We start from the raw sequence: 6,226 nt of genomic DNA on the forward strand, positions 1-6,226 counted from the left end.
AGCTTACAGGGATGTACTTGCAGCGTCCCCTGCGCAGTCCACCCGCCCGGCCCGCCCAGGAATCGCTGTCAGCCCGCCACGAGGGGCTCCGCCGTTGGCTGCTTCACCGCGGCCAGGCGTTGGCGATCGTGCAGAACAACCGCGCCGTCTGCTCGGTGTCATACACCGCGCTGTGCGCCTCGTTGGCATCCCAGCCCAGCCCGGCCGCCGTGGCCGCGCGTGCCAGCACCGTCTGGCCATAGGCAATGCCCGCCAGGGTGACCGTGTCGAACACGCTGAAGGGGTGGAAAGGGTTGCGCTTGTGCCCGGTACGGGCCACCGCGGCGTTGACGAAGCCGAGATCGAAATGCGCGTTGTGGCCGACCAGGATCGCGCGCTGGCAGCCGTACTTCTTCATCGCTGCACGCACCGGAGTGAAGACGTGGTCCAACGCCGCCTTCTCTTCCTTGGCCAGCCGGAACGGATGGTCGAGGATGATGCCGGTCACTTCCAGCGACTTCGGGTCGATCTCCAGTCCCTCGGCCGGCACCACATGGGCGCTGGCGGTCTGGCCGGGGTAGAGCAGGCCGTTCTCGTCCATCTCGATCGGCACGGCGGCGATTTCCAGCAGCGCGTTGCGCTGGCTGTCGAAGCCGCCGGTTTCAACATCCACCACCACCGGCAGGAAGCCGCGGAAGCGTTGTGACATCGCGCGCTGCGCCTGGGGTACGTCGGAAACAGGGAGGGCGGCAGGTGCGGAAGTGGGGTCGGTCATGTACGGATTCTAGCAGAGCGACCCTGAGCGCCCGGGATCCCGGTAGGTGCCAGCCTTGGTTGGTACCCTGCGCGCCGACCAAGGTCGGCATCTACCGGACCGCGCGGCGTGCGCCGACCAAGGACGGCATTTACCGGACGGCGCGGCGTGCGCCGACCACGTCGCCCGGGATCCCGGTAGGTGCCAACCTTGGTTGGCACCCTGCGCGCCGACCAAGGTCGGCATCTACCGGAGCACAGGCCGCGCCGTGGGGCCCGACGGATACCAGCGCGCCAGCACTTCATCCACGCTCAGGCGCCCAGCACCGGTGAACAGCAGCGGCAACAGCATCGCCATGAACAGCACCGGCAGTTTGAAGTTGCCAAAGCCCTGATCGCTGATCGCATAGCCCATCGCCAGATCGCCCAGCGAGCTCCATTCGGCCGGCCAGTGCACCGCATACGTGGCCACAGCCGTCAGCACCAGCAGGCTGGCGGCCGCAACGCGGGTGCCGAAGCCCAACAGCAGGCACGCTGCGCCCACCAGTTCGAACCAGGTGGCCAATTGCCAGTTCAGCGCAGCGGGCAGCTGGTCGAACGGAAACGGGAAAGCATCCTGCAGATCGGCGAACCAGTTCTGCCCGTGCAGCTTCTCGCGCCCGGATTCGAAGAATTCCCAGGCAAGCAGCAGGCGCAGGCCAAGCGGGGCCAACCACGGGGCGAAACGGTCCAGCTGGCCGCGTGCGGCGGCCAGGGTCGGGGTCTTCATCGGTGCATCTCCTGGAAGGGGCGTCAGGGTGAAGCGGGGAGCGGACCGATCACGCCAGCACGCAGGAACTGCTGCAGCAGGTGCGCGCCAGGGGCGGCCAATGTCCCAGGATCGAGGTGGTGCAGGGCGGCCAGTTGCTGCAGCTGTTGTTGGCCGGTGGCCCCGGGGGACTCGCCGATCAGGGTCAGCAGATGCACTGCGAGGCTGGTCAGGGTGGCAAATCGCACCGCGCCATCAGCGTCGCGCCGCACCAGCAGGCCGGTGGGCTCTGCCGGTGGTTGCGACGGTGCATCTTCGCTACCCAGCTGATGCACCGGCCAGCGGTACAGCAGCGGCCAGGCCAGCGGTGAGCGGCGCAGCGGCACCTGCAGCGGATCGATGTTGCCCGGTTCCGGCAGCGGATCGGCCTGCAGCTGGTACAGCGCGGTCTCCACCCACTCGTAGTGGGCCAGTTCGGCAAGCGCCGGATGCGGCAGCTCCGGTTGCACCTGCAGCCACTGCACGAACTCGGCAGCCAGTTCGGTGAACAACGGGGTGTGGCAATGGTGGCTGGCGAAATAGTGGCGCACCAGTGCACTCCAGTCCGGTTCGCCCAGAAGGCGCACGCAGACCGGGAAGCCATTGCTCAACAACCCCAACAGATTGTTGAACAGCAGGCGTTCGTACACGGCCACCCGACGCGGGTCCATGCCGGGCGGCGCCGGTACCTGTGCCGGGTCGCGCAGGTGCGCGGTGAACGCGTGCTGCTGCGCACGCAGGCGTTCGGGGGCATCAGCCATGGGCGGCTCCGGCATGCGCGGCCTGCAGGCGGTGGATGGTCTGCAGTTCGCCCCGCAGCTCGGCGTAGGGCGGGAAATTGAAGTCGCGTTCGAGCAGGGTGGGGCGTGGGCCGATACGGGCGTAGGTGCGTGCCAGCAGGTCCCACACCGGGTCGATCACCGGGCTGCCATGGGTGTCGATCTTCAGGTCCGGCGCCTCGTCCAGGTGCCCGGCCACGTGCAGGCAGACGATGCGTTGTGCGGGCAGGCCGGCGATGAAGGCATCGGCGTCGTAGCCATGGTTGCAGGCATTGACGTARACGTTGTTGACGTCCAGCAGCAGATCGCAGTCGGCCTCGGCCAGCACGGCAGTGGTGAAGGCCAGTTCGTCCATCGTCGGGTCCGGCGCCAGGTAGTACGACACGTTTTCCACGGCGATGCGGCGGCCGAGAATGTCCTGCACCCGGGCGATGCGGGCAGCGGTGTGGCGTATCGCTTCATCGGTGAATGGAATCGGCAGCAGGTCGTACAGGTGGCCCTCGTCGCTGCAGTAGCTCAGGTGTTCGCTGTACAGCGGCACTTGATGCTGGTGCAGAAACGCACCCACCTGCGCCAGCAGCTGGGTATCCAGAGGGGCACTGCCGCCCAGCGACAACGACAGGCCGTGGCAGCTCAACGTATGGCGCGCCGCCAGTTCGGCCAACGCGTCACCTGCGGGACCACCGACACCGATCCAGTTCTCCGGCGCGCATTCGAGGAAATCGAAATCGCCGGCCGGTGCATCGCGCAGGTCCTGCAGCAGGGCACGGCGCAGGCCCAGGCCCACGGCCGCCGCAGGAAGCGGCGACCTCGGGTGGACGACGCCGGCGCGGACGTCAGTGCTTGCCACCGCACTTGCCTTCGCCGCACTTGCCTTCGGCCGACTTCTTGTCACCGCCGGTCTTGGCCTTGGTGTCCGCACCGGCCGCTGCCTTGCTCTTGTCGCCGCCGCACTTGCCTTCAGCACTCTTGCCGTCGGCGCCACACTTGCCTTCGGCATGCTTGGCCGCATCGGCGGATTTTGCATCGGTCGCCTTCGCATCGGTGGCCTTGGCCGCCTGGCCGGCCACCAGGTAGCCCTGGGCGAGGTCGGTCATGCTCAGGGCCGAGGCGGAGGCGGTCATGCCGAGGCCTGCGGCCAGGGCGGTGGCGGTCAGCAGGGACAGCGTCTTGTTGGAGGTGCTCATCGGTCGTGCTCCTGGGTGGTGGGCGGGTGCCCGTGGTGAAGCGATGGTGCAGCGATCCTACTCAACGAATCCTCGCCGGGAATTCAAATTTTCGTGAGAAGTATTGCAGCGCCAACAAAAAGGCCGCTGTCACGAGGACAGCGGCCACCCTGGAGTCGAATCCGGTGTTGCAGTGCAGTATCAGATATCGCCCGCGCTGGAGGTCTCGTCGCGCTTCTGGCGCGGCGGCAGCRSCTGYTCGCCGTGCACCAGGAACCACACGTTCTCGGCGATGTTGGTGGCATGGTCGCCCACRCGCTCCAGGTTCTTGGCCATGAACAGCAGGTGSGTGCACGGGGTGATGTTGCGCGGGTCTTCCATCATGTAGGTCAGCAGCTCGCGGAACAGCGCGGTGTACTGCGCGTCCAGGCGGGCGTCGTCCTCGCGCAGTTCCAGCGCGGCATCGGCATCGTTGTCGCGGTAGGCGGCAATGGCGCGACGGACCTGCTGTGCGGCCAGGCGGCCGAGGGCGCGCAGGCCCTGGATCTGCGGCAGCGGCGGCACCTTGCCCAGCGCGATCGAGCGCTTGGCGACGTTGGCCGCGTAGTCGCCGATGCGTTCGATATCGGCCGGAATGCGCAGGCCGGCGAGGATCTCGCGCAGGTCGCGGGCCATCGGGCCACGCAGCGCCAGGCGCATCACGTCGTGGCTGATCTGCTGTTCCAGCGCATCGATCGCTTCGTCGTTGGCGATGATGCGATGGGCGGCGTTCTCATCGCGCTTCTCGATGACGTCCATCGACGCCTCCAGCTGGGCGACGGCCATCTCGCCCATGCGCACGATTTCGGCCACCAGGCGCTGCTGCTCTTCGTCGTAGCTTTTGACGATGTGGTCGTTGGGAAGGTTCATGTTCTGCAATCCAGGTAGAGCCAGGCGCGCCTGGCTGGGACAGGTGACGAAGCGTCAGCGCCGATCAGCCGAACCGGCCGGTGATGTAATCCTCGGTCTGCTGCTTGGACGGCTGCGAGAAGATCACTTCGGTGCGGTCGTGTTCGATCAGGTCGCCCAGGTACATGAAGGCGGTGTAATCGGACACGCGCGCGGCCTGCTGCATGTTGTGGGTGACGATCACGATGGTGTACTCGTGCTTGAGCTCTTCCACCAGCTGCTCGATGCGGCTGGTGGAAATCGGGTCCAGCGCCGAGGTCGGCTCGTCCAGCAGCAGCACCGACGGGCGCAGGGCCACGGCACGGGCGATGCACAGACGTTGCTGCTGGCCACCGGACAGGCCTAGCGCGCTCTGGTTGAGCTTGTCCTTCACTTCGTCCCACAGCGCGCCCTGGCGCAGCGCGTGCTCGACACGGTCGGCCATGTCCGCCTTGGACAGCTTCTCGTGGTGGCGGATGCCGTAGGCCACGTTCTCGAAGATGGTCATCGGGAACGGCACCGGCTTCTGGAACACCATGCCGACCTTGCTGCGCAGGCGGTTCATCGGGTACTTCGGCGACAGGATGTTCTCGCCGTCGAGGATCACCTCACCGCGCGCTTCCAGCTTCGGATACAGCGCGTAGATGCGGTTGAAGATGCGCAGCAGAGTCGACTTGCCGCAACCGGAGGGACCGATCAGCGCGGTCACGCGCTTTTCCGGGATCTCCAGGTTGATGCCCTTCAGGGCGTGGAACTTGTCGTAGTAGAAGTCCAGTCCACGCGCGGCGAGCTTGACCGGGGCCGGAGCGTGCAGGTTCTCGTGCGAGGCCGGCACGACGATGCGCTGCATCGGCACGGCGTTGGAAAGGTCGTTCATGGCGGTATCCACGGAAAGGTCAGTCATGGGAGATACGGTTGCGCAGCAGGATGCCGCGCGCAGAGAGGCTGACCAGCAGCACGAACACGGTCAGCACCAGCGCGCCGGCCCAGGCCAGCACCTGCCAGGATTCGTACGGGCTGCCGGCGAACTGGTTCATCACCACCGGCACCGAGGCCATCGGCTGGAACACGTTGCTGTTCCAGTACTGGTTCCCGAAGGCGGTGAACAGCAGCGGTGCGGTCTCGCCGGAAATGCGGGCCAGCGCCAGCAGGATGCCGGTGWTGATGCCGGCCGAGGCACTGCGGTACAGCACCTGCACGATCACCTTCCACTGCGGAATGCCCAGCGAAAGCGCGGCTTCGCGCATCTGCGAAGGCACCAGGCGCAGCATCTCGTCGGTGGTACGCACCACCACCGGCAGCACGATGAAGGCCAGCGACAGTGCACCGGCGAAGGCGGAGAAGCTGCCGCCGGTCTGCATCACGTACAGGGTGTAGACGAACAGGCCCAGCACGATGGACGGGGCCGACAGCAGGATGTCGTTGACGAAGCGGACCACGGTGCCGGCCTTGCGGGCGTTGCCGTACTCGGCCAGCCAGGTGCCGGCCAGCACACCCAGCGGGGTGCCGATGCCGATCGCCAGCGCACACATCACCGCACTGCCGAAGAAGGCGTTGGCCAGGCCGCCTTCCTGCATCGGCGGCGGTGTCATCTTGGTGAACAGATCCAGGTTGATGCCGGCCAGGCCCTTGGAGGCCAGGGTGAACAGGATCCAGCCGAGGAAGAACAGGCCGAACAGCGCGGTGGCGCAGGACATCGCGATGGCGATGACATTGCCGATGCGGCGGCGCAGGTACAGGGAGTCAGCGGTGCTGGACATCAGTTGCCCTCCTTGCGGGACAGGCGCATCAGCATCAGGCGGGCGATGGCGAGCACCACGAAGGTGACGATGAAG

8 protein-coding genes are annotated in these 6,226 nt (G+C 66.7%); all 8 read right to left on the reverse strand.

Annotation, left to right across the window (positions count from 1 at the left end; all coding sequences use genetic code 11):
* Nucleotides 1-103: 103 nt before the first annotated feature.
* Complete coding sequence (gene rnt, locus AC1VAN_RS07995) at nt 104-688, reverse strand: ribonuclease T (protein ID WP_032951815.1); 585 nt, start codon at nt 686-688, stop codon at nt 104-106.
* A gap of 291 nt (nt 689-979) precedes the next feature.
* Nucleotides 980-1,501 carry an HvfX family Cu-binding RiPP maturation protein gene (locus AC1VAN_RS08000; protein ID WP_442251036.1) on the reverse strand — a complete coding sequence of 174 codons (522 nt, stop codon included), beginning with the start codon at nt 1,499-1,501 and terminating at the stop codon, nt 980-982.
* 23 nt (nt 1,502-1,524) lie between these two features.
* A complete protein-coding gene (locus AC1VAN_RS08005; RefSeq protein WP_280884153.1) occupies nt 1,525-2,280 on the reverse strand; it encodes an HvfC family RiPP maturation protein in 756 nt (251 codons plus the stop codon).
* Nucleotides 2,273-3,148, reverse strand: a complete 876-nt coding sequence (locus AC1VAN_RS08010; protein WP_442251037.1) for an HvfB family MNIO-type RiPP peptide maturase — start codon at nt 3,146-3,148, stop codon at nt 2,273-2,275. Before AC1VAN_RS08010 ends, AC1VAN_RS08005 begins: the two co-directional genes overlap by 8 nt.
* Nucleotides 3,135-3,485, reverse strand: coding sequence for an HvfA family oxazolone/thioamide-modified RiPP metallophore (locus tag AC1VAN_RS08015; RefSeq protein ID WP_442251038.1), 351 nt, complete (start codon nt 3,483-3,485; stop codon nt 3,135-3,137). Before AC1VAN_RS08015 ends, AC1VAN_RS08010 begins: the two co-directional genes overlap by 14 nt.
* A gap of 180 nt (nt 3,486-3,665) precedes the next feature.
* Complete coding sequence (gene phoU / locus AC1VAN_RS08020) at nt 3,666-4,373, reverse strand: phosphate signaling complex protein PhoU (protein WP_480985587.1); 708 nt, start codon at nt 4,371-4,373, stop codon at nt 3,666-3,668.
* A 64-nt stretch (nt 4,374-4,437) separates the two neighbouring features.
* Nucleotides 4,438-5,268: a phosphate ABC transporter ATP-binding protein PstB gene (pstB, locus tag AC1VAN_RS08025; RefSeq protein ID WP_025875381.1), complete on the reverse strand. Its 831-nt coding sequence runs from the start codon at nt 5,266-5,268 to the stop codon at nt 4,438-4,440.
* 19 nt (nt 5,269-5,287) lie between these two features.
* Entirely contained in the window at nt 5,288-6,151 is an 864-nt protein-coding gene (gene pstA, locus AC1VAN_RS08030; protein WP_480985588.1) for a phosphate ABC transporter permease PstA, read from the reverse strand.
* Between the last annotated feature and the right edge of the window lie 75 nt (nt 6,152-6,226).

Source organism: Stenotrophomonas sp. 05L44_2 (assembly GCF_056665995.1).